Genomic DNA, 23,456 nt, shown 5'->3' on the forward strand with positions numbered 1-23,456 from the left:
ATAATCCATTGAAATAAAACAAAATGGATTATTAAAATTGAATTTTTATGCCTTATTTATGATCGCTATTGTGGGTTTAGGTGGATATTTTTATGCATATCCGGCTTATCAACTTAAGCAAGAGGAAGATAAGATTCGTCAAAGTATGAAACAAATTCCAAATCAATCCCGTACGCAAAATCTAGAAAATATTTACGGTTATACCGCGCAGGCTGAAATGCTGAATCAATATCCAAATTACATTGTATATATTCGCTTTGATGAGCTAAATGATCAAACCGCTCCAGAACCTGTTCAAGCCATCATCCGTGAATTTTCATGCGATGGCTTAAACCGCTTAAAGAACAATTCTGAGCTTGTTCGTAAAGCCACTCTAAATGTCATTAAAGAAGATCAACATCAATTTCAATACATTCTAAAAAATAAATTAGGCTATGAAATTTTTAAATATCAACAAGTTATGGATAATTGCCCCAATATTGCTGAACTTTATGCCTATCAAAACACTGAAGAAATTAAAAATTAGAGCTTTTCGGTTTAGATGGATTATGTAAATTTTCATAGCCGCTCTAGGCTGAACAAGCTAACATCAACATATTCAATAACTTTAGAATAATTTAGGAATACGGCATGGCTCAATTCGCTGTGATTGGCTTAGGAAGTTTTGGCGCAACTGTAGCCACAGAACTCATGGGTTTAAAACACGATGTCATTGGAATCGATAGCAACAAAAAGTTTGTTGAAAGTATTTCGGACCAACTGACCCATGCAGTGATTGCTGATGCAACAGATGAGCACGTTTTACAAGAACTCAATATTCAAAATTGTGAAGCCGTCGTAGTCGCAATTGGTGAAGATATTGAAGCCAGCATCTTATGTGTGCTCCATCTTAAAAATATGGGGATCAACAAAATTTGGGCCAAAGCTAAGTCCAAAGCGCATCACATGATTTTAACTCATTTAGGTATCAGCAAAATCATCCACCCTGAAGAAGATATGGGCGTCCGTGTTGCCCAGTCACTGAGTTATCCGATGGTGAGTCGCTACATGGTGCTCGAAGATGATCATTATTTGGTGAAGGTTGAAATTAAAGAATCACAACAAGGTACGCGTTTAAATCAAATTATGGATCATGTCCCTGAAGTGAAGACGATTCTGCATAAACGTGGCACCGAGCTTCAATATAGTTTAGATCCGAACCTGATCTTACAAACTGGTGATATTTTAGTGGTTGAAGGTTTACTCGAACATTTACGTCGACTGGCTAAACACTTTAAAGCAACTTTGTAATCAGCGTCGTGTCTATTTGCACACAATCGCGCAAGATGACAGTAGAAAAACATGAAACTGCACAATAAACAGCGTAATACCATTAATCTTAGCCCACCCAGTATTTTGGCATTGGGTTTTCTTGGGCTTATTATCATTGGCACCTTGCTGTTAAAACTCCCTTATTCACATCATGGCGATTTAAGTTGGATCAATGCCCTCTTTACAGCGACCTCCGCCGTAACCATTACAGGACTTTCAGTTGTAAATGTCGGCGAGGCCTATACGGTATTTGGTAAAGTCGTGATTATGGGTTTACTACAATGCGGCGGTCTCGGCTTTATGACCTTTGCGATATTAGCCGCTATGAGTTTGTCCCCTAAAATTGGGCTAAAACAACAAATTATGGCTCAAGAAACCATTGGACAGACCAGCCTTGCCAAAGTGACCATGACCATCAAAGGCGTACTGCTGTATTCACTATTTTTTGAAATGGTGGGAACGGTAATTTTGACCATCGCTTGGATGCAAGAATACAATTTTAACCAGGCCCTGTTCTATGCTGCCTTTTATAGTGTTTCAGCATTTAATAATGGTGGATTTTCATTATTTCCCAATAGTTTAATGAGCTTTGCTGACCGTTATTTCATTACGTTTACCATCAGTATGCTTTACATCATTGGGGGTATTGGCTTTTTGGTACTGATGGACATTAAGCGCAATAAAAGTTGGAAAAAACTCAGTACCAATAGCAAGTTGATTTTATCGACTATTGCAGGTTTAAATGTCTTTGCCTTCATCACCATTTGGTTATTAGAAGCCAATAATGCTGCGACCTTAGCCACGATGTCACTTGGTGACCAAGCCCTCAACGCGTGGTTCCATGCAACGGTTCCACGCTCTTCGGGTTTTAACAGCTTACCTATGGAAAGCATGAGCGATGCATCATCACTCGTCACGATGTTACTGATGTTTATTGGTGGTGGTTCTCTCAGTACAGCTGGTGGCATCAAAGTCGGGACGTTTATTATTGTTGTACTCAGTGTGGTCAGTTTTTTAAGACGTGAAGATGAACTGCGTGTGTTTAACCACTCTGTTTCAGAAAAAACCACCTTTAAAGCATTAGCGGTAATTTTCATTACAGTGACGTTGATATTTATTGGTTTTTTCAGTCTATTGCTTCTCGAACCTGATAAACGCTTTTTAGATTTGCTGTTCGAAGCGGTATCCGCTGCTTGCACCGTTGGTCTATCTCGTGGCATCACCAGCGACTTACAACCCGCCAGTTTAGTCGCCCTGATGTTATTAATGTTCGCAGGCCGCCTTGGACCCTTAACACTGGCTTATCTGATTGCCACACCGAAGAAGAGTCGCTTAAAACACCCACCTTCTGAGATTCAGATTGGTTGATTTGTACATTTTCTCACAGTTATAAAAAAAACCACGCCTTAGCGTGGTTTTTCTTAAATTCGAATCTTTAGAACCAATTCATTAATGACACACCGACACCGACATAGGTTGCCCGATGGTTATAGTCAATCAGGCTTTCACCATAGCCATCAAACAATTGAACTGTGCCGCGCAATTTACCATTGATTGGGAAAGTCCAATCAAACTGCACAGCACCATGTGAGTCATCACCACCTTTCAGTGAATGACGTAACATCAAACTAAAGTCATGATCTTTATGACGATAAAATGCTGTTAAATCCCCACGTCCCACATAATCGGTAATATCTGGGTTGTTATCATCTTTGGTATCTTCTTCGAAACGATACCAAGGACGTAACATCAGTGCAAAATTGTCACGTTCAAATCCTAGATTTAACATGACACGGTTCCAACTCCGCGATAAGGGATCAGAACGCCCATTAGACTGATGGTTAAAAGTTAAGCCCAGCATACGCCAGTTCAAACCCAAGAGTTCATAGTTGGTACGAAAAACCAGACTGGCTTCAGGTTCATAGTTGGTTTCACGAAATGGTCGAGATTCATCTTCGTTGTAGACTTGCCAACGAGAAGACTGGGTATAGCCCAACCAGATATCACCATTATCACCAAATAAGTTTTCAACAGCTTTGGTTTTTAATGACAATTGGAACTTGGCTTCCATCGATTTCAGGTTTTGTTCCTGATCGGCTTGTACCGTGTTGTTTTCATTCGGGCTTGATGGACGTTCATTTTTATCTGAAGTCCAGTATCCCGGCATTAAATACACAGGTTGATAGCCACGAATATTCCACGTCCCTAATTTACTCTCTGGAGAAAGTTCCCAACGACTATCCAATAATGAAAGATTTGGATTGAGGTTCGGTGCTTCTACAGCAAATAAACGGTCCGTAAACGCATGACTGACTTTTTCTTTGAAAGTTAGCTTCTCTGTCGGTTCAGGCTTAATTTCTTGTGCGGCTTGACGCTCAGAAACCAAGATTTCTTTTTCAGCAGGTTGCACTTTAAACAAAGCGTCATAACACGATAATCGCTCTGCATTTGACTCAAGTGCCACACATGCTTCTGCGGTTGCAGGCTTAGCAGCCACATCCGCATTTTGTGCATTTACAGTACTGACATACATTGAACTGAGCGCAATGAGGCTCAGTTGCAATGTCGTACGCTCAAGAGATTTGAACGCCATAAAAACCCCTTTTTTGTTTTAATTCACTTGTTTTATTTCGAAACCAAGCTCAACCAAAGCATCTCGCTTAGCCACCGGTGCAACCACAGCTTTTGTCGGTTGTTGTTCAACCAAATACGCCACAGCAACACGTTTTAGATCTTCCAAAGTCACACTCAACAGACGTTCACGTAACATTTGACGGAAAGCTGGCGTGCGTTTATGCAATAAAGCATAACAAGCTGTAATAGCTTCACCCGCTGGTGACCCCGGTTTATCCATGCTAGCAATTAGACCCAAAATCGCTTCTTCTAGCTGATGAGGTTGTTGTTCAGCATTCAGTAGCCACTGCACACTTGCGTCAAAATCTTTAAACGTTTCAGCTAAACGTGGGTCACGGTAGCTATAGAAACGGAATGAACATGCATTGCCGTCATAGCTTGCTCCGCCACCATAAGCACCACCTTTTTCACGAATCGCACTATGCAAGAAGCCATTACGTAAATAAGCCGCCAAAATCATCAAAGGTGCTGCATCTGGATGCGACACTTCCACCGCAGGATATGCTGAAGCGCAGAACTGAACATTGGCTTGAATGAGCCAAGCTTCGTCATTGTTGCTATCTGCAAAATTCACTTGAGTTAAAGCATGCGGGTTATCGTCAATTGCCACTTTATCCCAAATGGTTTGAACTTCCTCAACCAATCGGTCTGAATGATGTTCTTCACACACCACCAAGAATTGTTTTGGTGCTTTAAGCAAACGGTTATGAATTAACTTAAGCTCATCAATCAAGGCATTATAAGCCGTGTCGTCTTGCTCAATTTTGCTGACAAGTTCTGACAACCAGTTCAGCGCGCCTAGGCCTGTATTATGATAATCACGTAACGCCAATGCACTATGTTGACGACCTGCAATTTGCATTGCATAGCTATGACCAGAGCCAGAAACACGTGAATGCCAACGTGCTTTACGTTGTTGCAATAACTCTACGATACGATTTTTTTCATCAAAACGTAGCTGTTCAAAAGCCAATTTCAATAAGCGAATTGCTTCAAGATTATTCACCAATGATTTAGTGGTCAACGTTAGCCAAGCACTAATTTGACCTTTATCGTCCACTTTTGAACGCAGGGATGCACCCATACCTAAACCGCCACTCACAGCTGTTTGCAACTGTTGTAGCTCTAAGTAGTCGTATTCACCTGCACCAACTTCACCCATCAAAATCGACAAGAGGTTGAAATACGGCGATTGCACCACTTCATCAGGAATCTGAATCAAAACTTGTTGGTAATAAAGACCATTGGTGCCTGCGTGGTAAAGATTTAACGGTGTATCTAATCCATTACTGATAATTTCGCGTAATTGACCTTGTACAATCTGTAATTGTGCAGGAACGTCTTCTAAACCTACTTTAGGCAATAGGTTCAAATCATCTGGGGTATCTTGACGAATGTTCAGTGCTTCAGTCTGCGCAATAATCTCTGCTTTTTGCGCTTCAGTTAAGTTCGCAACAATTTCTTTTAAACGTGCTTTTTCTGCTGCCGCTTCCAACGCATTTTTTTCAGCATCTGGAACCAAAGTTAATTGCACACGATGTTGATTATCAAGCAAGTAAGTTTTGATTAAGTTAGATAACCACATTGGGTCTTTCAACTCTTCCTTCACTTGTTCAATGGCCGTATCCACATCCCAAACATCCACAGGGTCTGAATGGTGAATCGCACTGCTTAAACCATTCAGAATTAAGCTTAGGCCATATGGTGTACCATCACCATTGATTTCACGCTGATGCAATTCAATTTGATGCAAAATCGCCTCAACTAAAGCCGGGTCAACAGGCTTAGCCGCAACGTCTTCTAATACTTTAAACACGCCATCTTTAAATTGTTCTGCATGCTCAGGGTTTGAACCTTGAATTGCACAGTAGAACGTCATTTCATAGTTTGAGTCATCTACGCCCATGAATGGACCAGTCGACTGTGCATAACCACAGGTTTCTAAGTAATGACGTAATGGCGAAGCAGAATCTTCAAGCAATACCCCCTCAACCAAACGCATACCTAAACGTAATTTGATATTACTTGCTTCAGGCAATAACCAAGAAAGCACATGATATGTTTTGTCTTTGAGGTCTTCAGCATCAACTGCATACGTTTCAGTTACAGTTACAGGCGCAGTTAAGCGGCGCTCAGGTTTTGAATATAGCGTTTGACCTTTTTCAAATTTTGACAAAGCAAGCGTTTCAAACTGTTCTTGTAAATTATATGCAGGCTCATTACCAAAGGTCATGAACACGGCATTACTTGGGTGATAATGTGATTTGTAGAAACTCACTAGCTCTTCATAGCTTAAGTCAGGAATGTCTTTCGGATCACCACCTGAGTTGTAATGATATGTCGTTTCTGGGAATAAATGATGGGCAAGTTGGTGATACAACTGATCTGAAGGTGAACTCATTGCACCTTTCATTTCATTAAATACCACGCCTTTATATACAGCTTCGCCATTTTCTAGCTCAATACGAATCCCTTCTTGCGCAAAATCAAGCGGGTTCAAATTCGCAGCAAAAGCAGCATCCATATAAACTTCTAACAAGTTTTGGAAATCTTTTTTGTTTTGCGTTGCAAATGGATAAGCCGTCCAATCCGCAGCGGTAAACGCGTTCATAAACGTATTGAGTGAACGACGAATCATTAAAAAGAATGGGTCACGTACAGGGAACTTTTCTGAGCCACACAGTGCCGTATGCTCAAGAATATGCGCCTCACCTTTTGAATCCATAGGCTGCGTACGGAAGGCAACTAAAAATACGTTTTCGTCATGGTTTGTGGCTAAGTGATAATGCACCGCGCCAGTCACTTTGTGTTTATATTCAGACACTAAAATGTCTAAAGCTTCAACATGATGTTGACGAATCAACTGAAACGCGGGATGTACAGTTTGAGAAATGGTTTCAGTGACATCTACAGTCATGTGTGCTCCTAATCTATTCATTTAAATTAGGCAAAGTATACCTTAAAAAATCACAACTAGATTCACCGAAACGACATTTCCAACTGTTTTAATCAACTTGAACTTTAATTTTAAAAATCACTTGTTTTCGCACTAAAACATTTAGACTGGTTTTATGGATTGCCTATCATTTCGTGTTGACCAATAGACACAAATCACAATCGCCAATAACAATACAAAGGAAGCCATAAAGCGACTTATATCCAATCCACCTGAACTGATTGGCTTATCTAGAAAATCGCCGACAACTGCGCCCAATGGACGTGTCAAAACAAAAGTAGCCCAAAATATAAACGTCTTTGAGACCCTACTAAAAAAGTACAACAACGCCATCAATAGAATTAAACCACCAAATAGCCAAATGCCACCGCTATAGCCTAATCCTGCACTATCGGAAGTCCAGTCCCCCAAAGCCGTACCTAATGTTTGAGAAAATGTAATCGTCAACCAATAAAAGATCTGTGTTCGCGGCAAATTCACTACACTTGGATTGATCGATCCTTCGACTCGATACCAACTAAAAAGCGATATGAGCACCAAACTCAGCAACAGCAAACTACCACCCAAGTAGCCAATCCCTAAAGAACGATCTACAAAATCCGCTAAGGTCGTACCGACCGTGGTACTGGCAATAATCGTGGCCCAATATAAATAAGGTTTATAGGCTTTGGACTGTATTTGAAAATACAGCATACCGATAAATATGCCCGCAAAAATAAAGGTACTAAGTAGATAGCCCAAATTTAAGGACATGGACAATGCATCACCACTGGTTTCACCAAAGGTGGTCGCAAAAATTTTGGTCAACCAAAACAGTGCGGTAATCTCAGGGACTTTTTTAACATAGTTTTGTAGCTTATGCACTTGCATATACTTCACTCTATGCAGTTATTTTGATGCTTATATCTTCGATAACTAAAATGAATTTTTGCTTAAAACTTTGCTTAAAATAAGGCGCTCTTTTTTAGAATTATCACAAGAAAAAAGCATCCGATATCGGATGCTTCATTTACAGTATTTAGAGTCTATTTTGGTATTTAAAACTAAACCAGATATTTAAAATAATTATAATTTGGATGACTTTCGACATAGACATAATTCTGTTTTTGATAGAATTTGGCAGCATTTTTAAGCTCTGTATTTAAGCACAGTGCAGAAAAATGCTTTTTCGCACCCTTTTCCAATTCCACCAATAGCTGCTTACCCACGCCATGCTGACGGTACTGCGGATGCACATAGAAACGGCGAACTCGTCCAATCCGTTCTTCTACACCAGTATCACCCCATTGCTGATTTAAACCGCCACAAGCAATCAATTTATCGCCATCATAAGCAAGCAATAATTGCTCACCCGTTTGGTCAAAACGATTTTTACCACTTTGATATTCTTCAATTAAACGGTGTATAAATGTATAGCCTTCATGCTGCGCCAAAGCAGCAATATTTTCGATTTGAGCAGGAAGTTGCTCTGCTGGACGAATCGTAATTTCCATATATTCACACTTTTAATCTGTTATCTATTTATGATGACCAAATCATCTTGATTCAGTCTGAACACCCTATAGCTCTATAAAAGTAAAAATTTTCGATTTGCACAATAGCAAAGCTGATTAAAACGGCAACTAATTCAAAAAAAAATGTAAAAATATAATGGATTTGCCCGATTTTTATACACACCTGTCCTTTAATTGAATTTTCTTCAACAAACTACAGCATTCCTGAGCATTCGTGTAAACTTAGCACTTTCATTTTTTTGATGTGATTATACAACATGGCAACTGTTGACCTTTTTGCAATTGGTAATGCACTTATTGACCAAGAATTTAAAGTCTCTGACGAATTCCTAATTCAACACAATCTGCAAAAAGGTACGATGCAACTGACTGATGGTGATACTCAAGCAGCCCTTTATAACAATCTAAAAGCGACTCAAGAATATAAAGGTCAAGCTTCTGGTGGTTCTGCAGCAAATACTACGGTTGCTTTTAGTGCTTTAGGCGGAACTGCATTTTATGGTTGTCGTGTCGGCAATGATGACTTAGGTCAAATTTACCTAAATGGTTTAAACGACGCAGGTATCCAAACTGCAACTCAATCAATCAGTGAAGGTGTAACCGGCACATGTATGGTATTGGTCAGCTCTGATTCTGAACGTACGATGCATACTTACCTCGGTATTACTGCGGAATTGACTGATAGCCAAATTGATTTTGGCAGCTTAAATACTGCGAAATGGTTATATATCGAAGGTTATCTTTCAACATCAGATAGCGCGCGTCTTGCGGTAAAACAAGCACGTCAAATCGCCAAAGCCAATGGTGTACAAATTGCATTGACCTTATCTGATCCAGCAATGGTGCAATATGCACGTCAAGGTCTAGATGAGTTACTCGATGATGGCGTGGACTTATTGTTCTGTAATGAACAAGAAGCGCTGATGTACACAGAAACAGATCATTTAGATGCTGCACTTGCTAAATTGCAATCACTAAGTAAACACATTGTCATTACATTAAGTGCCAAAGGCGCCTTAATCCATAATGAAGCAGCAACATTTACTGTGCCAGGTCGTAAAGTTACCGCAGTAGATACCAATGGTGCTGGTGATGCATTTGCGGGTGCTTTCCTATATGCACTGAATGCAGGTCATGACTATCAAACGGCTGCTGAACTTGCCATCTTGATTTCAAGTGAAGTTGTGGCTCAGTTTGGTCCACGCCTAGCAGTTGAAGACTATGCTCAGCTTTTACAATCATTTCAAAAGGAATGTGCTTAATGTTTAAAATTTGCATGACGGATGATGTGCCTGAACGTGAAGCACGATCATTCGAAACGCCTGATGGTGAAACGATTTTTATCACCCAACGTGATGGCATGTTTTACGCTTATCAAAATAACTGCCCACACTTGCACGTAGAACTTGAGTTTCTAGAAAATCAGTTTCTAGATCGTGACCAAGAATTTATTGAGTGCTCAACACATGGCGCCCTGTTTATGGTCGAATCTGGGGAATGTATTTCTGGTCCATGCCAGGGTCAAGCCCTTGAAAAAGTGAACATTAACGTGCATTCTGATGGTGGAATCTACCTCACAGAAGAATAAACACTGGAATACAACCATGTCCGCATTTTTAACAGACTATAACTTAATACCCTTTCATTTAAGTTTATTAGCCGTACTGTTATTGGGCATGGTTGAAACCATTGGCTACTATATCAATATTAGTCCTAGCCAAGTTTTAAAAAGAATTGCCCCTCAGCGCATACAAGAATTGGCATTATTGAATGTCAAATTTTCTAAGACTCTGATTTTGTTCTTCTTACTGATGAATTTTAGCTTTGCAGGCTATGTACTTCAGTTCTGTATACATGCCAAAGAAGGTCAATTCGTACCTGCTTATTATCTTATTTTACCTGCGCTGATTATTGCCATATTCTTTACGGTATTTATGATCCATTGTTTGGATCAGGTTGTCCCGCCCAAATATAAAAAACAAACCGTTAACCTACTGGGTCGTCTAGCCACCATTTCAAGTGGAAATGCCCGTCCCGGCTTTTCAGCTCAAGCCCGTGTGCGTGATGAGTTTGGTCAACTACATTATGTGCAAGTTGAGCCAGAGTTTGGTGAGTTAGAATTTCAGTCGAAAATCATTTTGATTCGTCAAAAAAAATCACACTATATTGGCAAAAAAATCAGTGTGTCGAACCGTTTATTTAATCCATCTTAGCGTCACATTGTTATCATTTTTCAAATCATAAAAAAGCCAGTGTTCACTGGCTTGTATTCAATCAAATACCTAAATCGATATTTTGATTAACGCTTCAGGAAACCTGAGACCAAATTCATCACTTGTTGAATATCAGCATTCGCTTCTTGCTGATTAGTTTGTCCAGCTTGTGGCGTCAATGAGTCAATAATTTGCGGCAATACCCTTGAAATTGCGCTATATACATCTTGTTTCTGAGTTTGTGTTTCTTGTGCAACTTGCTCCACTTCGGCATCATCAAATAAATTTTGTACTTGTTGATTAGTCACAGCAGCATTATCACCAGGGCCTGTAGATACCCAATCATCAACCTGACTGCTCAAGCCCTGTCCACGTAATTTATCCAAAGCACCTTGTAGGCCACCTTGTTTTTGAATCCAAGCCAACACTAGAGGTAACACTGCAACTAAAATAGTTGATGCATTACCACCACTACTACGTTGCTGCGACTGCGCTGCACCGCCCAGTTGACCCAATACAGAGCCTAAAATTCCACCTAAACCACCTGCTTGGTTTTGAGCATTAGTTTGGGTATTTTGAGCGCCTGCATTTGCGCCCAATTGACCCAATACCGAACCTAAAATACCGCCCAAGCCACCTTGTTGATTTTGATTGTTTGCACCACCAAGGGCCTGCTTTGCTAAAATCTCAACAATATTATTTAAATTTGTCATTTTATTTTTCCCAGTGAAACCTAGATAAACTTAATTACAGCATACGTGGGAAAAGACAGTTTTATCATAAATGTTTGTTAATTTTTGCAATTTCTCGCAGGCTAAGTATTTGTTACCAACGGAATTTATCCCAGTTTTCAGGATTTGCCCAAAATTTAGAGTTAAACCAATCTGGAATATGTTTATAAGTCAAAATATTAAACTGCCATAAAGCAAAATCACTTTCATGCGTGGTTTTATCAATGAGCTGAGTAAAGCCTAAAGCACGTAATAATTGTTCATCGTGTAATTTACTCACCACCACGATGCGTTTGGCAAATAGGTCACGCAATTTTACCAACATCTGCGTTTTCTGCTGCTGATCCAAACTCAACATCGTTTCAGTATCAAGAATCACAAATCCAAGGTCAAAACGCTGGGTAAAAGGCAGATTTAAAAACTCAGTTACGTTAAAATGTTGCCATTGAATTGGATGAAATTGATTGTATTGCTCAAGATCCTGACCAATACAGATTGCGGTTGAAATGGGCTGCTCTTTTGACAAATCGTCTAGCATAGAAGTGATGACATTTTGTTCAGCCATTGACCGCATCCTTAATAATGAAGTGAGTATTCGTATGGAACTACAAGGCATTTGCCATAAAATGCATGCAGGTCTTAAAGACCTTAGTGTAACTGATCAACATACACACAAGGCAAATGTTGAGTATAAATTTATTCTAGATCGCTCAGAAGTTGATCTACCGTTTAGCCTTGGCCAAGAAATTGAAATTGAAGCCACTGGAAATATCTACTGCATTTCTTGCGGCGCAAAAACGCCTAAATCGTATTCACAAGGTCATTGCTTCAAATGCATGAAGACTAAGGCTTCTTGTGATATGTGCATTATGAAGCCTGAAACCTGTCATTATCATCTCGGGACTTGCCGTGAAGATGATTTTGCCCATGAAGTTTGCTTTCAACCGCATATTGTCTATTTAGCCAATTCGAGTGCCTTAAAAGTGGGGATTACTCGACTTGGTCAAATGCCTACACGTTGGCTGGACCAAGGTGCGACGCAAGCTTTGCCTATTATGAAAGTTGGTTCACGTCGTCTATCTGGTCAGCTTGAAGTCATGTTTGGAACGCAAGTGGCCGATAAAACTGATTGGCGTAAATTGCTAAAAGGTGAAGCAGAACCCATCAACCTGATCGAAATTCGCGACCAATTGGTAGAAGAATTCGCACCTAAAATTCAGACCATTCGCGAAGAATTTAGCCAAAATTTAGAGTTTAATGAAACCGTCGAACTGTTAGAAGATGAGTTACCACGCCAATTTATCTACCCGGTAGAAGAATATCCTGAAAAAATCAAATCGCATAATTTGGACAAAACACCGATTATTCGAGGAAAATTACAAGGGATTAAAGGTCAGTATCTGATTTTGGATACCGGTGTGATCAATATTCGTAAATACACGGGCTATGAAATTAAAGTACGTACTTAAATCGACTTAACGTGTCTAATTAAGCTTAAAAAAGCGAGATATTTCTCGCTTTTTTTTCACACACTTTACCGATTTGATTCATTGAACAGTTGAAAGAAACTTTAAATATGGCAACGCCATTAACTGCTCCGCTTCTAAGATAGGCATATGACCAACATGGTCTAAAATCAGAGGCTTTTCGGCTTTTTTAAATAAGCTTCTCAGTTCTTCTGCCACTTCAACATTGATAATCTGATCTTGCTTCCCCCAGATAATAAACACAGGTGCATCAATGCCTCGTGCAGCCAAAGCAAAGGACTCTGGCGTATACAAGGTCGCCATTTTTTGCAGTTGCTCCACCATTTTACTGGTTTGTTTAGACTGAACTATCATCAACTTTTCTTGCCCAATTTTTAATTCTTGTGGAATAAAAGGCGGGGATTGCATCACGATCTTCATCACGCGATCAAAATCACCAGTTTTTCTGACCACTAGCTCTGCAAGCTTTGCCGTATCTTTTAAATACACTGTATTACTCGAATTAAAGACACCTGCCGAATCCACCAACAATAAAGATTTCACTTCTAAGGGATACTGAGCGCTATAGAGCATGGCAATTGCACCACCCATCGAATGCCCTGCGATATGTAAATTTGGATCTAACTTTGTAGCATCAATAAATCGTCGTAATTTTTCAGTTAAATTTGGAATCGATAGATCAAATTGATCTGCGACAATAGTTTCTCCATGTGCTGGCAGATCTGGAATAATGACATGATAGTTGCCCGTTAAATAACGGGCAACGCGGTTCCAATTATCACGCGTGCCTGACAAACCATGCAGCAACAACAGCGTCGGTTTTTGTGGATTTCCGCCTTCACTGTATGTCCATTCGATTTCATTATTTTTGACTTTTTTACTGGTCAAGCCCGCCCACGCTCTTTCCTGCTCTAGAACATTTTGAAAGTTTAGTTCTGCAGCTTGAATACTACTGCAACGCAAATCGTTAGTAGCATCTGTATCATGTGTTTAAATAATGATCCATCCATCGCAATAACGGATTCTTTAAACGTTTACATTGAGGCATATACAGAGATATCATCCGCTTAATCCTTTGTCGTGATGAGTTATTTCGTCTTCATATTATTTTTTTGAGAACACCAATCTACGATGCTAGAGTCGATATTTCATTTGCCAAATCTTTTAAATAAAAATTATATCTGTCAATTTAAGTCAAAAAAAAACCAGCTCGAAAGCTGGTTTTTTTAAAGCTGCCTAAATTATTTAATTTTGGCATGATCTTTTAGATAACGTGTGTAGTCATCAAATTCTTGCTGACCACGAAGCTGTTGATAAAGTTTTTTTAACTCATCTAACTGCTCACCCGTTAATGCCGCATCAGATTGTTTGTTCACTGCAGTCACAGCAACCACAACCAACTCATTTGGTAGATTTGTGGTCGTAACAGACCAATGACCTGCTTTCGGCGCTTTTACACTAAATGCAGCACGTTGAATTTCGCGTTTCAACAAACCATCAGCACGAGTGAAAGTACCCGCATTTTCAAAGTTTAAATTGCCTTTCGCGACTGAAGCAGCAGGTTTTGCAGCAAACTCTTTCAATGTCGCTTGAATTTGGGCTTTTGCAGCATCAGACGCTTTCTTTTCAATCAGCTGAGTTTTCACATGCGCTTTCGCTTCAGCTAAGGTTTGAACACCTGCAGCATGATAGTTACGCACTTTTACCCAAACTACATCACCGTTTTTCAACTGAATGCTAGATGAAACATTACGTTCACCATTTTTAACATCATCGTTAAACAATTTAACTTTGACGTTTGCATCACTTAAAACTGGATGTTGCGATGCTAATGTTAAGCCATTCAATGATTGAACTTTTACACCTTTCACTTCTTGACCCACGACATCAAGGGCATCACTGCTCACAACCATATCATTGAGGCTGTTTACAGTGTCAGAAAAAACATTGGCTTTTTTCGAAGCAGCGACTTCTGCTTGCAGACGTGCTTTTTCTTGTTCAAATGAAGCCACTTTTACAGCTGGCGCCACTTTTTCGATCAAGTGATAACCACTGTCTGTTTTCACTGGAGCAGTCACTTGACCAGCTTGAGCACCTTCAACTGCTGCATCAAATGCATCACCAAATACACCTTTTTCATAAGCAACCAGTTCACCACCTTTCGCTTTAGATTCAGGATCTTCAGAGAATTGCGCAGCAGCTTGGTTAAAGCTTAAACCCGCTTTAATTTTAGCTTGAACACTTTCAGCCAGTTTTTTAGCTTCGGCATCTGAACGATTGTCCGCAGTGATCATAATGTGCTTAACGATAGGTTTAACTGACTTCTGTGCATTCTCAACAAAGCTGTTATACGCTTCTTTCAGTTCAGCATCAGTTGCAGCTTCTACAGGTGCAGTAATATTGGCAGGTGTTAATACGACAAAATCTGCATCAACACTAGTTGCTTGCTTAAATTTGTTTTTATGCTGCTCATAGTAAGCGGCAATTTCTGCATCAGATACTTTTACATTTTTCTTGTAATTTTCAAGATTAATGCTTGCCAACTGAATACTACGTTGTTCCGTTTGTAAGTTCGCAATTTGCAAGATATCAAGCTTACTCACCAATGCATATTCCATAAATGTTGTAGACAACATTTTTAAAGCATGGTCTTTACGTAAATTATCAATGAATGTGCGATTCGTCATACCAATCGATTCGAGGTATCGCGCAAACGCTTCATCAGAAAATTGACCATTGACTTGAAAGCTTGGCTGCTGATGAATCATTTGCACAATTTGTGCATCACTCAAGCTAATGCCTAATTTATCAGCTTGTTGCAATAGCAATTGGCGTGAAACCAAAGTATCCATCGCTTTATTGCTAATGAAATTTTGATTCAATAATGTTTCATCACCCTGAGCATATGCCAGATATTGTTCTTTTAATGAGTTCGTCAGTGCCTCGAGTTCTTTTTGAGAAATTTCAGTACCGTTTACAGTCTTTGCTGCATCTTTAGATCCACCACTAAAATATCCTTCAATACCTACAAGTGCTAAAGGGGTCAAAAACAAAACGAGCAAGACCTTGCCCAGCCAACCCTTAATGACTTTACGAAACGATTCCATAAGTATTCCAATATTTTATTTGCGGTGAATTTTAACCGAAAACCCGAGATGAATGAATGCGATATATCAATTAATCACATTTACCAATAAAAAACGCGCCAATTTATGGCGCGTCTCATGTGCTTAATAAGATTAAGCTACAGAATCTTTCAAGCCTTTACCCGCTTTGAAGCTAGGAACTTTGCTTGCTTTGATTTCTAAAGTCGCACCAGTTTGTGGGTTACGACCAGTACGTGCAGCGCGTTCTTTAACGCTGAATGTACCGAAACCAACTAAAGTAACTGTATCACCAGCTTTTAATGCATTGGTAACTGCAGCAATTGTAGCATCTAAAGCTTTACCGGCATCGGCCTTAGATAATCCCCCATTTTCGGCAATTGCATCAATTAATTCTGATTTATTCATGAAAATTACGTCCTCTTAATATCGTTTATTTAAGGTTCAAGAATTTGTATAAAACGCCATAACGCCTTTATAGCAATGCTTTAGGGTTAAACGCAATACTCCTCAACCTCTTTTTATAGAATTTTTTGACGAAAAAAACCTTGAAAATTCGATAATATTAAAAAAGTTAGTGTTTTTTTAATATTTCGGCCCTCAGTTGGGCATTCTCTTCGGCTAATTGGTCAACTTTAGTATGTAATTGAAGTATAAGCCTTTCTAAGTGCTGTAAATCCTTTACAGTCACCAATCCTAAACGGTTTAAAGAATGATTAACACCATTATCTAAAATTTTTTCTACTTTATCTTTCGTATCGGTTACAGATTCCTTGGCTTTTTCTGAAACTTTTTCGACAGTTTGATCTGCAATATCAATCGTTTTGGACTCAAGCTCCTCTCCAACTTTGACTAAAGAGTCAAAAAGCTTATTTCCCTCTCCCTCAGCACGTGAAAAAGCACCTAATCCAGCCAACCAAATCTGTTTGGTATATTTACGAAAATCCATTTTAGAGCGCCGATCAGAATGACTACGTACCCGAGGTTTAGCCAGCTTTTCTGATGTTTCCTGTGCATCGTCAATTATGCTTTCTGTATTTTCCATAATCCGCACTTCTCCTGATTATTTTATGTGCACATCAACATGTGATTCTTCATTTTAACAACATAATAGCAAACATATAACTTGATAGATTGATTAAACTGTTCTACAAAGCTAGTGAATTACCAAATTTTTGGTATATTCTAAGTTCCTCTAGAGCAGGACGCTCAGTTTCCAGTGCTTTCAGATTTTAACAAGGACATTTTTTATGAGCGATACGCAACAAACACAAGCTCAACCACATTTGTTGCTTACTATGACCCTGATTGTTTTAGAAACGATTTTTACCTTCATTTTAAAACATGACCGTGTTGTAGCATTACAAGCTAAAAAATTTGTTGATCAAAAAGTCGCACTAAAAATAAATAGCTACATCCCTTATTTTGACTTTTATGTTCAGTTTACTGAGCACGGCATTCTGTTCGACACAAAATCTCCAGATAAAGCCATCGACCTTGATGTCCGTACGACATTAATGGATTTGGTAAAAATTTTTGTTTTTGGTAATCGCAAAAGCATCAAAACCATGCGTATCGATGGCGATGTAGTTTTAAAAGATGAATTTCGTGATTTGGTTTCTTTATTTAGTGTGCCGAAAATTTTATCTGACTGGAAACACTGGTTGTCTGAACCTGTCGAAGAAAACGATATCGTTGCATCTAAAAAACGTATTGCCCCACTTTTAGAAAAAATTGAACAGCAACGCTCTAAAATAAACACGCTACAAGTTGAAGTTAAACAATACAAAAACCGTATTAAGCGTATTGAACGTCGTCAAAAGCGGATTAATATCGCTTTTAGTCTAATATCTGTTCTTTTAATAACGTTATTAGTGTATAATGTGTGGTTCAAATAAATACATAATTTTTCAGACAAAATAAAACAAATAAACAATCTCAAAAAAACTTGACTATTTTAGTCAGGATTCATAAAATCTGCACATCTAGACTTAACATGTGTATCGAATCATGCGCTTAACAACTCGCGGTCGCTACGCAGTGACTGCTCTACTTGATCTAGCTTTGCAGCCAACTGAACAAACGATCACTCTTGCAGAAATTGCAGCTCGTCAAACCATTTCAGTGGCCTATCTTGAGCAGTTATTTGCAAAATTAAAGCGTCACGGCTTAGTTTCCAGCATCCGTGGAGCAAACGGTGGTTATCACCTAGCTCGTAGTGCTGAAGACATCACTGTTTTGGAAATTATTGAAGCTGTAAATGAAACAGTTGATGCAACCCGTTGTGACCACAAAGGCAACTGCCAAAATGGTGCAATGTGCTTGACTCACGATTTATGGCAGGAACTCTCCCACCACATTGCCGATTATCTTGCAAAAATCACCCTTGCTGACCTTGTAGCACGCGATAACGTTCAAACCGTATCAATTCGTCAAAATTCAGCAAACTTTGATTCAGCCCTTTTATCGGTTACAGGTATTTGACATGAAGCGTCCTATTTATCTTGACTATGCAGCAACTACACCTGTAGACCCTCAAGTCGCAGAACGTATGATGGAATGTCTAACGTTTGACGGTACTTTTGGTAATGCAGCTTCTCGTTCTCATGCTTACGGCTGGCAGGCAGAAGAAAAAGTAGAATATGCACGTGAACAAGTTGCTAATCTAGTAAAAGCTGATCCACGCGAAATCGTTTGGACTTCTGGTGCAACTGAATCTGACAACCTTGCGCTTAAAGGTATTGCTCAGTTCTATGCATCTAAAGGCAAGCACATTATTACAAGTAAAATTGAACATAAAGCAATTCTTGATACTTGCCGCGAGCTTGAAGAAGAAGGCTTCGAAATTACTTATCTTGAGCCAGAAGCAAAAACTGGTTTAATTACACCTGAAATGGTTCAAGCAGCCCTTCGTCCAGATACAATTCTTGTATCTTTGATGATGGTGAACAATGAAATCGGTACGACTACAGATGTAGCTGCAATCGGTGAATTGACTCGTGCAAACAAAACTTATTTCCATGTAGATGCTGCGCAAGCTGCTGGTAAAGTAGAAATTGATCTTTCAACAATGAAAGTTGATTTGATGAGTTTCTCTGGTCACAAAATCTATGGTCCTAAAGGTATTGGTGCTCTTTATGTACGTCGTCAACCACGTGTACGTATTAAAGCGCAAATGCACGGTGGCGGTCATGAACGTGGCATGCGTTCAGGTACGTTAGCGACTCACCAAATCGTGGGTATGGGCGAAGCGTTCGAACTTGCAGGCAAAAACCTACATGCCGAACAAACTCGTATTCGTGTACTTCGTGACAAACTTTGGAATGGCTTGCAAGGTCTTGAACAAGTCTTCCTGAACGGTCACCCAGAATACAACGTTGCAAACTATCTAAACGTCAGCTTTAACTTTGTTGAAGGTGAATCGTTAATGATGGCACTTAAAGATTGCGCAGTATCTTCTGGTTCTGCATGTACATCAGCAACCTTAGAACCATCTTATGTACTTCGTGCATTGGGTCTTTCAGACGAATTGGCCCACAGCTCGATTCGTTTCAGCTTTGGTAAATACACCACTGAAGCCGATATTGACCACGTACTTGAAATTACCAAAGCAGCAGTTGAAAAACTACGTGATCTTTCACCGCTTTGGGACATGTACAAAGAAGGTATCGACCTTAATTCTGTAGAATGGGCTGAACACTAATTCATCCCGGTGAGATAGCTTTTATTTTAAGGCTATCTCATTGATTAACGTAATTTCACCCCCATATTAATCTTAAGGCTGACCCCGAGGTTTGGAGAAGCATCATGGCTTATAGCGAAAAAGTAATTGATCATTACGAAAACCCTCGTAATGTTGGTGTTTTAGACAAAAATGCAGAAAACGTTGGTACAGGTATGGTCGGTGCACCAGCTTGTGGCGATGTTATGCGTCTACAGATCCAAGTTGATGACAACGGCGTAATTGAAGAAGCTCGCTTCAAAACTTACGGTTGTGGTTCAGCAATTGCATCTAGCTCATTAGTAACAGAGTGGCTAAAAGGCAAAACTCTTGATGAAGCTCAAGCAATTAAGAACATTGATATTGCAACTGAACTTGCACTTCCACCAGTAAAAGTACACTGCTCTGTACTTGCTGAAGATGCAATCAAAGCTGCTGTAGAAGACTACCGTAGCAAGAAAGTAAAAGCTTAATTGTTTACGTGTTTTAAAAAAGATTAACGGAGTTTTCATGATTCATTTAACTGAAAATGCTGCAACTCATATCAGCAATTACATCAAGAATCGCGGTAAGGGTGAAGGTATTCGCGTTGGCGTGAAAACTTCTGGCTGTTCTGGTTTAGCTTATGTACTTGAGTTTGTCGATGATATTGACACGCATGACCAAGTATTCGATCAGTTTGGCGTAAAAGTATTCGTTGATCCAAAAAGCTTAGTTTATCTTGAAGGTATGGAGATGGACTATGTGAAAAATGGTTTAAACGAAGGTTTTGAATTTAATAACCCAAATAAAAAAGGCGAATGTGGCTGCGGCGAATCGTTTACGGTTTAAGCCATTTCCACGCTCCTTTTTCGCATTAAAACAGTGTAAAATTCACTGTTTTAATTGCATTTAAAGCAACACTTTTTGCACCTCTATTGCGGACACCATCTCCCATGAATCATTTTGAGTTGTTTAACTTACCTGTAGCACTCGATATTGATTTAGCAGTTTTAAAAGCTGAATTTTTAAAGTTGCAGCAACAATATCATCCAGATAAAGCCGAAGACAAAGATCTAGCCCTGATAAAATCTAGTGAGATTAATCAAGCATTTAAAGCTTTATCCAATGTTGATAGCCGCGCTGCATATCTTTTAAGTCTCAAAAAACAAGATTATCACCTTGATCAATCGATTAGTGATTTTGAGTTCCTACAAGATGCCTTAGAAATTCGTGAACAGTTAGATGAGGCATGCTCTGCTGATGACCTCACTTCACTTAAAACTGAAGTTCAGCAATGGATAGACGGTTTGGTTCGTGAATTTAAAATTGATTATGACGACGAAGACTGGGCAGAAGCACGTGATACCGTACGTAAATTACGCTTCTTCCAAAAAGTAATGGCTGACATCGATAAAGCTGAAGATCGCTTCTTAGACGACGATAGCTTTGATTTAGACGATGATTTTTAATTTATTTTTTATATTTGACGTTCAAAGGATGTAACACACATGGCTCTCTTGCAAATTGCAGAACCTGGTCAATCAAGTGCACCGCATGAACACCGCATTGCAATTGGTATCGATCTTGGGACTACACACTCTTTAGTAGCCACGGTACTTTCTGGTAAAGCGAAAGTGCTTAACGATGAACATGGTCGTGTGTTACTCCCTTCTATTGCACACTACGGCGAATCCACTACGCAATATGGTGACGATGCAAAGGCATTCTTAACGACTGATCCTAAAAACACCATCGTTTCTGTAAAACGCTTTATGGGTCGCTCTAAAGCAGATATCAAATTCCAACACCCGTACAACTTAGTCGGTGAAGCGAATGAAATGCCTGCTTTTGAAACTGCACAAGGTCGTAAAACACCCGTTGAAATTTCTGCTGAAATTTTAAAACAACTCAAAGACCGTGCAGAAAGCAGCTTAAATAATCCAGTAAATGGTGCTGTCATTACTGTGCCTGCCTATTTTGATGAAGCACAGCGTCAAGCAACGCGTGATGCGGCTCAGCTTGCAGGTTTAAATGTCCTACGTCTATTAAATGAACCGACTGCTGCTGCAGTGGCTTATGGCTTAGACCAAGACACCAATCTTGCACATGATCAAAACTATGTGATCTATGATCTGGGTGGTGGTACTTTTGACGTTTCAATTTTACGTTTCTCTCAAGGCGTTTTTGAAGTTCTAGCAACTGGTGGCCACACGGCGCTTGGTGGTGATGACTTAGACCGTCTGATTGTAAAATGGGCAAAAAAACAACTGAATATTGAAACTTTAGATGATGCTGAATATGCCCATTTCATCGTTTCTGCTCGTAAAGCAAAAGAAGCTCTAACCGAGGCTGAATCTGTAGAGCTTAAAGTTCTTGATCAATCATTGACTTTAGACCGCCCTACTTTTGAATCCATCATCAAAGTTGCTTTGGATAAAACCATCAGCGTTTGTAAACGTGTCATGCGTGATGCCAAGCTTGAGCTTAGTGATATTCAAAATGTGGTATTGGTCGGTGGTTCTACTCGCTCGTATGCTGTACAAAAAGCTGTTCAAGATGTCTTCAATCAAGAACCGCTCTGCACTATTAACCCTGATGAAGTTGTGGCCATTGGCGCGTCGATTACAGCGAACCAGCTTATTGGTAACTCTAAAGATGGTTCATTGCTTTTAGACGTTACACCGCTTTCTTTAGGTTTAGAAACCATGGGCGGTTTGGTTGAGCGCCTTATTTCGCGTAATACAGCTATTCCAGTGGCTCGTCGCCAAGAATTCACAACCTATCAAGATGGTCAAACAGCGATGTTGATTCATGTTGTACAAGGTGAACGTGATCTGGTTGAACATTGCCGTAGTCTAGGTCGTTTCGTTCTTCGTGGAATTCCACCGATGACTGCGGGTCAAGCACGCATTGAAGTGACTTTTCAGGTCGATGCTGATGGTTTACTAACTGTGTCAGCTAAAGAAACCACTTCTGGAGTACATGCTCAAATTGACATCAAACCATCTTATGGTTTATCTGATGCCGACACCGAACGCTTACTGATTGATGGTTATAAGTTTGCTGAAGAAGACAAAAACTTACGTCATCTTCAAGAAACCAAAGTTGAAGCAAAACGTGAACTTGAAGCACTTGATCAAGCACTTAAAGTGGATGCTCAACTCCTCAGCCAAGAGCAACTCAGTTCCCTCACTGCTGCACGCACTGTTTTAGATGCTGCACTGGAAACGACAGATATCAAAGCTATTGAACATGCTGTAGAACAGCTTAAAATACATAGCGATGCATTTGCTGCAGCTCGTATGAATCAGCACATTGATGCCGCATTGAAAGGCACAAAACTCGATGACTGGTCAAACTCAAATTAATTTATAGGTCAAGATTATGCCACGTATTAAAGTACTGCCTCACGCAACAATCTGCCCAAACGGCGCTGAGTTTGAAGTCGAATCAAATGCTAACCTTTGCGAAAGCATGTTAAAAAACGGCATCAAAATTGAGCATGCATGTGATATGTCTAAAGCGTGCACCACTTGCCATGTGGTTGTACGTAAAGGTTTTGATGGTCTAGATGAAATGGATGATGTCGAAGCAGATCTTCTCGATCGTGCATGGGGATTAGAACCAGACTCTCGCCTGTCATGCCAAGTAAAAATTGAAGATGAAGATTTGGAAATTGAAATTCCTAAATACACCATCAACCATGCTTCAGAAAATCATTAATTTATAGATAATTTTCTATAATCAAAAAGCCAGTTCATCGTAACTGGCTTTTTTATGCATAAAACTATTCAACAATTTAC

25 protein-coding genes are annotated in these 23,456 nt (G+C 39.6%); 15 read left to right on the forward strand and 10 right to left on the reverse strand.

Annotation, left to right across the window (positions count from 1 at the left end; all coding sequences use genetic code 11):
- The first annotated feature begins 58 nt into the window (after positions 1-58).
- The 3 genes from FTT92_RS03305 to FTT92_RS03315 all read left to right on the forward strand — a co-directional run bounded on the left by FTT92_RS03305 (position 59) and on the right by FTT92_RS03315 (position 2,679).
- Positions 59-526 carry a hypothetical protein gene (locus FTT92_RS03305; protein WP_180106453.1) on the forward strand — a complete coding sequence of 156 codons (468 nt, stop codon included), beginning with the start codon at positions 59-61 and terminating at the stop codon, positions 524-526.
- 104 nt (positions 527-630) lie between these two features.
- Positions 631-1,290, forward strand: coding sequence for a TrkA family potassium uptake protein (locus FTT92_RS03310; protein WP_078188649.1), 660 nt, complete (start codon positions 631-633; stop codon positions 1,288-1,290).
- A 51-nt stretch (positions 1,291-1,341) separates the two neighbouring features.
- Complete coding sequence (locus tag FTT92_RS03315) at positions 1,342-2,679, forward strand: TrkH family potassium uptake protein (protein ID WP_168378596.1); 1,338 nt, start codon at positions 1,342-1,344, stop codon at positions 2,677-2,679.
- Positions 2,680-2,746: 67 nt separating this feature from the next.
- On the opposite strand, the gene FTT92_RS03320 is transcribed toward FTT92_RS03315, so the two are convergent.
- The 4 genes from FTT92_RS03320 to FTT92_RS03335 form a co-directional block, all read right to left on the reverse strand.
- Positions 2,747-3,904, reverse strand: a complete 1,158-nt coding sequence (locus tag FTT92_RS03320) for a phospholipase A (RefSeq protein ID WP_180171448.1) — start codon at positions 3,902-3,904, stop codon at positions 2,747-2,749.
- A gap of 18 nt (positions 3,905-3,922) precedes the next feature.
- On the reverse strand, positions 3,923-6,862 hold the full coding sequence (locus tag FTT92_RS03325; RefSeq protein ID WP_180171449.1) for an insulinase family protein: 2,940 nt from the start codon (positions 6,860-6,862) through the stop codon (positions 3,923-3,925).
- Between the two features lie 141 nt (positions 6,863-7,003).
- Positions 7,004-7,771, reverse strand: a complete 768-nt coding sequence (locus tag FTT92_RS03330; RefSeq protein ID WP_180171450.1) for a hypothetical protein — start codon at positions 7,769-7,771, stop codon at positions 7,004-7,006.
- 173 nt (positions 7,772-7,944) lie between these two features.
- On the reverse strand, positions 7,945-8,394 hold the full coding sequence (locus tag FTT92_RS03335; protein WP_078188654.1) for a GNAT family N-acetyltransferase: 450 nt from the start codon (positions 8,392-8,394) through the stop codon (positions 7,945-7,947).
- A gap of 278 nt (positions 8,395-8,672) precedes the next feature.
- On the opposite strand from FTT92_RS03335, the gene FTT92_RS03340 reads away from it, so the two are divergent.
- From FTT92_RS03340 to FTT92_RS03350, 3 genes are read left to right on the forward strand one after another with little or no spacing between them, the layout of a single operon-like run.
- Positions 8,673-9,677, forward strand: coding sequence for an adenosine kinase (locus tag FTT92_RS03340; protein WP_180171451.1), 1,005 nt, complete (start codon positions 8,673-8,675; stop codon positions 9,675-9,677).
- Complete coding sequence (locus tag FTT92_RS03345; RefSeq protein WP_180041404.1) at positions 9,677-10,003, forward strand: Rieske (2Fe-2S) protein; 327 nt, start codon at positions 9,677-9,679, stop codon at positions 10,001-10,003. The genes FTT92_RS03340 and FTT92_RS03345 overlap by 1 nt, the downstream gene beginning before the upstream one ends.
- 16 nt (positions 10,004-10,019) lie before the next feature.
- A complete protein-coding gene (locus FTT92_RS03350) occupies positions 10,020-10,628 on the forward strand; it encodes an OB-fold-containig protein (RefSeq protein WP_168378601.1) in 609 nt (202 codons plus the stop codon).
- An 86-nt stretch (positions 10,629-10,714) separates the two neighbouring features.
- Here FTT92_RS03350 and FTT92_RS03355 read toward each other — a convergent pair whose 3' ends face one another.
- Together FTT92_RS03355 and FTT92_RS03360 are read right to left on the reverse strand one after the other, a co-directional pair.
- Positions 10,715-11,341, reverse strand: coding sequence for a YidB family protein (locus tag FTT92_RS03355; protein ID WP_180171452.1), 627 nt, complete (start codon positions 11,339-11,341; stop codon positions 10,715-10,717).
- A gap of 112 nt (positions 11,342-11,453) precedes the next feature.
- Positions 11,454-11,924, reverse strand: a complete 471-nt coding sequence (locus tag FTT92_RS03360) for a DUF6231 family protein (RefSeq protein ID WP_078188659.1) — start codon at positions 11,922-11,924, stop codon at positions 11,454-11,456.
- A 34-nt stretch (positions 11,925-11,958) separates the two neighbouring features.
- Between FTT92_RS03360 and FTT92_RS03365 the strand changes: the two genes are divergently transcribed.
- Positions 11,959-12,828, forward strand: a complete 870-nt coding sequence (locus tag FTT92_RS03365) for a DUF2797 domain-containing protein (protein ID WP_180023994.1) — start codon at positions 11,959-11,961, stop codon at positions 12,826-12,828.
- A 78-nt stretch (positions 12,829-12,906) separates the two neighbouring features.
- On the opposite strand, the gene FTT92_RS03370 is transcribed toward FTT92_RS03365, so the two are convergent.
- The 4 genes from FTT92_RS03370 to FTT92_RS03385 all read right to left on the reverse strand — a co-directional run bounded on the left by FTT92_RS03370 (position 12,907) and on the right by FTT92_RS03385 (position 16,995).
- Positions 12,907-13,809 carry an alpha/beta fold hydrolase gene (locus FTT92_RS03370; RefSeq protein WP_180171453.1) on the reverse strand — a complete coding sequence of 301 codons (903 nt, stop codon included), beginning with the start codon at positions 13,807-13,809 and terminating at the stop codon, positions 12,907-12,909.
- Between the two features lie 278 nt (positions 13,810-14,087).
- Complete coding sequence (locus FTT92_RS03375; protein WP_078193478.1) at positions 14,088-15,953, reverse strand: SurA N-terminal domain-containing protein; 1,866 nt, start codon at positions 15,951-15,953, stop codon at positions 14,088-14,090.
- Positions 15,954-16,085: 132 nt separating this feature from the next.
- Positions 16,086-16,358 (reverse strand): HU family DNA-binding protein, encoded by a 273-nt coding sequence (locus FTT92_RS03380; protein ID WP_078188662.1) that lies wholly within the window; start codon positions 16,356-16,358, stop codon positions 16,086-16,088.
- Between the two features lie 166 nt (positions 16,359-16,524).
- A complete protein-coding gene (locus FTT92_RS03385; protein ID WP_111883718.1) occupies positions 16,525-16,995 on the reverse strand; it encodes a phasin family protein in 471 nt (156 codons plus the stop codon).
- Positions 16,996-17,200: 205 nt separating this feature from the next.
- Between FTT92_RS03385 and FTT92_RS03390 the strand changes: the two genes are divergently transcribed.
- From FTT92_RS03390 to fdx, 8 genes are all read left to right on the forward strand, one after another.
- On the forward strand, positions 17,201-17,848 hold the full coding sequence (locus FTT92_RS03390; RefSeq protein ID WP_078188664.1) for a hypothetical protein: 648 nt from the start codon (positions 17,201-17,203) through the stop codon (positions 17,846-17,848).
- Between the two features lie 112 nt (positions 17,849-17,960).
- Positions 17,961-18,434 carry an Rrf2 family transcriptional regulator gene (locus tag FTT92_RS03395; protein ID WP_078188665.1) on the forward strand — a complete coding sequence of 158 codons (474 nt, stop codon included), beginning with the start codon at positions 17,961-17,963 and terminating at the stop codon, positions 18,432-18,434.
- A 1-nt stretch (position 18,435) separates the two neighbouring features.
- Positions 18,436-19,653 (forward strand): IscS subfamily cysteine desulfurase, encoded by a 1,218-nt coding sequence (locus FTT92_RS03400; protein WP_078188666.1) that lies wholly within the window; start codon positions 18,436-18,438, stop codon positions 19,651-19,653.
- A gap of 104 nt (positions 19,654-19,757) precedes the next feature.
- On the forward strand, positions 19,758-20,144 hold the full coding sequence (gene iscU / locus FTT92_RS03405; protein ID WP_078188667.1) for a Fe-S cluster assembly scaffold IscU: 387 nt from the start codon (positions 19,758-19,760) through the stop codon (positions 20,142-20,144).
- A 37-nt stretch (positions 20,145-20,181) separates the two neighbouring features.
- Positions 20,182-20,502 carry an iron-sulfur cluster assembly protein IscA gene (iscA, locus tag FTT92_RS03410; protein WP_078188668.1) on the forward strand — a complete coding sequence of 107 codons (321 nt, stop codon included), beginning with the start codon at positions 20,182-20,184 and terminating at the stop codon, positions 20,500-20,502.
- Positions 20,503-20,606: 104 nt separating this feature from the next.
- Complete coding sequence (gene hscB, locus FTT92_RS03415; RefSeq protein ID WP_180007824.1) at positions 20,607-21,122, forward strand: Fe-S protein assembly co-chaperone HscB; 516 nt, start codon at positions 20,607-20,609, stop codon at positions 21,120-21,122.
- 39 nt (positions 21,123-21,161) lie between these two features.
- Positions 21,162-23,021 carry a Fe-S protein assembly chaperone HscA gene (gene hscA, locus FTT92_RS03420; protein WP_180171454.1) on the forward strand — a complete coding sequence of 620 codons (1,860 nt, stop codon included), beginning with the start codon at positions 21,162-21,164 and terminating at the stop codon, positions 23,019-23,021.
- A 16-nt stretch (positions 23,022-23,037) separates the two neighbouring features.
- Positions 23,038-23,376 (forward strand): ISC system 2Fe-2S type ferredoxin, encoded by a 339-nt coding sequence (fdx, locus tag FTT92_RS03425; protein WP_078193483.1) that lies wholly within the window; start codon positions 23,038-23,040, stop codon positions 23,374-23,376.
- Positions 23,377-23,456 lie beyond the last annotated feature (80 nt).

Origin of the sequence: Acinetobacter sp. YH12023, assembly GCF_013420135.1 — a bacterium.
Classification (GTDB): Bacteria; Pseudomonadota; Gammaproteobacteria; order Pseudomonadales; family Moraxellaceae; genus Acinetobacter; species Acinetobacter amyesii.

Excerpts from the sequence above, each read along its gene's own strand:
- FTT92_RS03320 (WP_180171448.1), bottom strand. The coding sequence starts at position 3,904 with ATGGCGTTCAAATCTCTTGAGCGTACGACATTGCAACTGAGCCTCATT.
- FTT92_RS03310 (WP_078188649.1), top strand. The coding sequence starts at position 631 with ATGGCTCAATTCGCTGTGATTGGCTTAGGAAGTTTTGGCGCAACTGTA.
- FTT92_RS03380 (WP_078188662.1), bottom strand. The coding sequence starts at position 16,358 with ATGAATAAATCAGAATTAATTGATGCAATTGCCGAAAATGGGGGATTA.
- FTT92_RS03315 (WP_168378596.1), top strand. The coding sequence starts at position 1,342 with ATGAAACTGCACAATAAACAGCGTAATACCATTAATCTTAGCCCACCC.
- iscA (WP_078188668.1), top strand. The coding sequence starts at position 20,182 with ATGATTCATTTAACTGAAAATGCTGCAACTCATATCAGCAATTACATC.
- FTT92_RS03345 (WP_180041404.1), top strand. The coding sequence starts at position 9,677 with ATGTTTAAAATTTGCATGACGGATGATGTGCCTGAACGTGAAGCACGA.
- FTT92_RS03385 (WP_111883718.1), bottom strand. The coding sequence starts at position 16,995 with ATGGAAAATACAGAAAGCATAATTGACGATGCACAGGAAACATCAGAA.
- FTT92_RS03350 (WP_168378601.1), top strand. The coding sequence starts at position 10,020 with ATGTCCGCATTTTTAACAGACTATAACTTAATACCCTTTCATTTAAGT.
- FTT92_RS03365 (WP_180023994.1), top strand. The coding sequence starts at position 11,959 with ATGGAACTACAAGGCATTTGCCATAAAATGCATGCAGGTCTTAAAGAC.
- FTT92_RS03355 (WP_180171452.1), bottom strand. The coding sequence starts at position 11,341 with ATGACAAATTTAAATAATATTGTTGAGATTTTAGCAAAGCAGGCCCTT.
- FTT92_RS03360 (WP_078188659.1), bottom strand. The coding sequence starts at position 11,924 with ATGGCTGAACAAAATGTCATCACTTCTATGCTAGACGATTTGTCAAAA.
- FTT92_RS03305 (WP_180106453.1), top strand. The coding sequence starts at position 59 with ATGATCGCTATTGTGGGTTTAGGTGGATATTTTTATGCATATCCGGCT.
- FTT92_RS03400 (WP_078188666.1), top strand. The coding sequence starts at position 18,436 with ATGAAGCGTCCTATTTATCTTGACTATGCAGCAACTACACCTGTAGAC.
- FTT92_RS03330 (WP_180171450.1), bottom strand. The coding sequence starts at position 7,771 with ATGCAAGTGCATAAGCTACAAAACTATGTTAAAAAAGTCCCTGAGATT.
- FTT92_RS03325 (WP_180171449.1), bottom strand. The coding sequence starts at position 6,862 with ATGACTGTAGATGTCACTGAAACCATTTCTCAAACTGTACATCCCGCG.
- FTT92_RS03335 (WP_078188654.1), bottom strand. The coding sequence starts at position 8,394 with ATGGAAATTACGATTCGTCCAGCAGAGCAACTTCCTGCTCAAATCGAA.
- fdx (WP_078193483.1), top strand. The coding sequence starts at position 23,038 with ATGCCACGTATTAAAGTACTGCCTCACGCAACAATCTGCCCAAACGGC.
- FTT92_RS03375 (WP_078193478.1), bottom strand. The coding sequence starts at position 15,953 with ATGGAATCGTTTCGTAAAGTCATTAAGGGTTGGCTGGGCAAGGTCTTG.
- hscA (WP_180171454.1), top strand. The coding sequence starts at position 21,162 with ATGGCTCTCTTGCAAATTGCAGAACCTGGTCAATCAAGTGCACCGCAT.
- hscB (WP_180007824.1), top strand. The coding sequence starts at position 20,607 with ATGAATCATTTTGAGTTGTTTAACTTACCTGTAGCACTCGATATTGAT.
- FTT92_RS03390 (WP_078188664.1), top strand. The coding sequence starts at position 17,201 with ATGAGCGATACGCAACAAACACAAGCTCAACCACATTTGTTGCTTACT.
- FTT92_RS03340 (WP_180171451.1), top strand. The coding sequence starts at position 8,673 with ATGGCAACTGTTGACCTTTTTGCAATTGGTAATGCACTTATTGACCAA.
- FTT92_RS03395 (WP_078188665.1), top strand. The coding sequence starts at position 17,961 with ATGCGCTTAACAACTCGCGGTCGCTACGCAGTGACTGCTCTACTTGAT.
- iscU (WP_078188667.1), top strand. The coding sequence starts at position 19,758 with ATGGCTTATAGCGAAAAAGTAATTGATCATTACGAAAACCCTCGTAAT.